Annotated in this window: 1 protein-coding gene; it reads right to left on the minus strand. The window is 75.9% G+C overall.

What is annotated here, in order from left to right:
• Positions 1–3688: hypothetical protein (locus N912_RS59655; protein WP_211261662.1), on the minus strand; the 3688-nt coding region annotated here is incomplete at its 3' end.
• Positions 3689–3775 lie beyond the last annotated feature (87 nt).

Below are 3775 nucleotides of genomic sequence, written 5' to 3' on the forward strand. Positions count from 1 at the left end.
CCCGCCACAGGTCGTCCAGCTCCTGGGCGACCAGGTGGGTCCGCAGCACCGCGTCGGGGTCCGGGGTGATGCCCCAGGCCGGGAGCCGGCGCATGACCTCGATGCCCAGGGTGGCCTGGGCGAGCGACGCCTCGGTCATGGCCGACATCGAGCCCGCGCCGATCTCCAACGAGGCCCGCGCGATGGTCAGGGTGTGGAACGCCTCGTCGACCAGCCAGAGCTGGGAGTCGGCCGTGGGCAGCTCGGCCAGCCAGCCGGACGCGCCGTTGAGCAGGACGAACACGGTGAGGACCAGCCGGTCCGCCTCGGAGGCGGTGTCCCAGTTCTCGACCAGCCAGGCGGGGCGGGCGAACCGGCCGGGGAACAGGTCGGCCACCCGGTCGCGCCAGATCCGGGCGGTGGCGTCGTCGCGGCCGGCCGGCTCGACCGCGGCGCCCGCCCGCAGGCCCGCGACCAGCGCCACGCTGACCCGCACCAGCAGGTCCCGCTGCCGTTCGGTCATGTCGTCGACGTAGGTGCCGGTGCCGGCCAGCTCGATCAGCTCGGACAGCGCGTCCGAGGGCAGCGCCTGCTCGGGCAGCGTCGGCTCGGGCAGCGTCGAGGGGGTCGGTGCCGTGCCGGGCAGCAGGCCCTGGTCGGCGGCCTTCGCGGTGGCCACGGCGATGACCTCGGCCAGGTGCGCGGGGCCGGCGAGGAGGACGGCGCCGCCGGCGGGGTCGGTACGGACGTGCAGGCCGGCCAGCACGCCGCCCAGGAAGTACGGACCCCCGGAGTGGCCCGGTGAGGTGGGCACCAGCGCCCGCCCGCCGCGCCACGGGCCGACGTTGATCTTGTATCGCCAGCTGGGGTGGCCGACGTTGGTCAGCGGGTCGTTCTCGGTGAGCGGGCCGGTGCCCAGCTCGGCGATCGTCGGGGCGTCGGCGGGGCCGTAGAGATTAGGTAGGTCGGGCACCACGAGCAGGGCGAAGTCGACGGCGTCGCCGAACAGCTCGGTCAACGCGTCTCGCGCGTCGGGGGTGAGCTCGTCCGGGGTGAGCCTGACGTAGCCGGTGACCGGGCGGTGGTCGCGGCCGATCCGGCCGACCCTCGGGTTCGGCAGGCGGGTGCCTTCGTCGTCCTCCAGCAGGTGCAGGACGGTGGCCACCGTGTGCTCGCCGACCCGGACGCCGGTGCCGTCGGTGCGGTCGGTGCTCACCTCGACCACGGCGTCCAGGGCCGACGACGGGGTGAGCGGGGTGCCCCGGGTGGTGGCGGGGTAGAAGTTGTCCAGCCGGTGCGTGCCGTCGGGGCCGACCCGCACCGCGAGCTCGACGCCGTCGGGGAACAGCCGCGCCCACGGTCCGTCCAGCTCGGCGTGGCGCAGGTAGAGGTCCTCGGCCACCCACCTCGGCTCGTCCCACCGGCCGTGCCGCCAGGCGTGCGCGATCGCGGCCAGCACCACCTCGCCGTGCGCCGGGCCGTGCCACCCCGGCGGCGCCGCCCAGCCGGTGTTGATCGCCCGCAGCCGGTTCAGCAGGCTGGGCAGCCAGGCGCCGTGGCGGCTGGACGCCCACCCGGTGAGCAGCAGCGGCGGCCCGCCGGTCGGTCCGGGATCGAGGCGGGCGGCCGGCTGGCCGTCGTCGGTCGTCGGGACGAAACCGGCCGCGAGCAGCGCCGGGTCCATCGCCCAGGCCCGCCCGTCCGAGCGGCCCAGCCATCGGCCCTCGGCGATGAGGCGTTCGATCCGCTCCGCCGGCGTCTCGGCCCAGTGCGCCAGGTGCGCGGCGTCGGTCCAGCTCGGGTCGTCGGAGTCCTCGTCGCTCGGCTTTCCTCGGACCAGGTACCCGGTCAGGGCGGTGAGCAGGTCGGCGGCGGCCAGGTGCTCGGCGAGGCCGGGCAGCGGGGGCGGCTCGGCGTGGCGCCCGCGGGCCCGGTGCCGCTTCACGAACCGCGCCCACGCGGCCCTGTCCTCGGGGGTGGCCGCGGCGAACAGCTCGGCCACCCGCGAGTCGACGACCAGCCAGCCGCCGGCCCCGACCAGCAGCAGGTTGTGCGCGCCGGCGGCCTTCTGCCCGACCGCCTCGGCGGCCACCCGGTCGGCCAGCCCGTCGACGACCAGCACCCCGTCGAACCAGGCCGGCAGCTCGGCCTCGGCCAGCCCCGCCCACCGCGCGACCTCCTCGCGGCCGAGCACCCGCGCCGGCCGGGACGCCGCGACGGCCAGGCGCACCGCCTCGGCCTCCCCGCCCCGCGGCCGCTTACCGGAGGCCCGCACCGCCCACAGCGGCGCCGCCGCGAGCTCGGCCAGGTAGCCGCGATGCGGATCGGTCGGGTCGAACGGCACCGAGGCGGCGGCGCGGGCCGCGCGCAGCGGCGCCAACCGGAGCGCGGCGTCGGCGTCGTGGCTGGACCCGCGGTGCGCGCGGCCGGACAGGTGGAACCGTGTCTCGTGCGCCAGCGCCCCGCGCCAGAACGCGCGCAGCCCCGCCGGGGTGATCCGCCCGGCCGCGCGGTGCCCGGCCAGCTCGTCGAGCAGCCCTCGGGTGGTGACGATCGCCCCGCCGGCGGCCAGTGGCACGCCCGGGTCGCGCCAGCCGAACGTGACCAGCCGGTCCAGCGCGGCGACCACCCGGTCGCGCTCCGCCGGGGACAGCATCCCCCTGGCCACCAGCCGGTCCAGCGCCGGCGCGATCTCTTGCTGGTCGAGCACCCACACCGGGGCCGTGCCCGGCGGGCCCCTCGGCATCCGATACCCGGTGGCCGCCAGCGGGGTCAGGTACTCGACCAGCCACGGGAGCACCCGCCGCAGCAGCTCGGTGTCCCGGTCGGACCACGTCCCGGTCGCCAGCGGCCCGTCGTGGGTCTGTTCGACGGAAGGGGGCCTGGTCCGGAGATACCGGACGGCGGGCCCCGCCTTCCGGGGTTCGGTCGAGGTCAACCGTCCGGTGTTGAACATCTGGTGGAGCCGCCGCACGGTGGCGAGCCGTTCGTCCGCCGCCTTGCCGAAACCGGGTTCCTGACCGCCGCGCGCGACGAGCCGCCCGAGGCGCTCCAGGATCTCGATGAACTTCACGCCGCGCCGGGTCAGCCAGTAGTACGTCAACGGGGGGCCGTAGTCGCCGGTCGGCCGTGTTTCGGAGCGGGCCAGCCCCCAGGCCACCAGCGAGTCCAGCCAGAGCCGCAACCGTTCGGGATCGACCTGTGAACCGGACGCCAGGTCGTGCTTGCTGCTGCCCTCGGGGTAGTCGTCCAGCGCTCGCAGCAGCTCGGCGAAGGTGAACGGTGATGGTCGGGCGCCCAGGCCCTCATCGAGATCGGCCAGCTTTTCGTTGAGGTCCAGCAGCTCCTGGGTGCGGATGTCGGCGACCGGGGTGGTGAACTCGACGACCCGGTCCGCCAGCGTGTCCAGCCGCTGGACGGCCAGGTCGGACAGGGTGTGACCGTGTCGCTTGCCTCGGGTGGGCGGCGCGGTGGTGACCACCAGCCCGAGCGCGCGCAGCGCGCCGAGCTTCTTGTGCATGGTCACGTTGGTCTGCCCGACCACCAGCGCCAGCTCGATGGTGCTGATGCCGGGGTGCAGGTGGATCAGGACCAGCAGGTCGTGCACGGAGATCGCCGGCTCCGGCCCGGTGGGGTGCAGCCGGTGGCGCAGGGCGGCGATCGCTCGCCGGATCGCCGGGTGCCCGGCGTCGGCCGGCGTGGCCAGCAACCGGTCGAGCGTCTGGAGGATGTCGCGGCGCGGTTGCTCCGGCTGCCGCGGTTGTTGCGGCTCCCGCGGTTGCCGCGGCTGCCGGGG

Source organism: Actinospineispora acaciae DSM 45401, assembly GCF_000620785.1.
Classification (GTDB): Bacteria; Actinomycetota; Actinomycetes; order Mycobacteriales; family Pseudonocardiaceae; genus Pseudonocardia; species Pseudonocardia acaciae.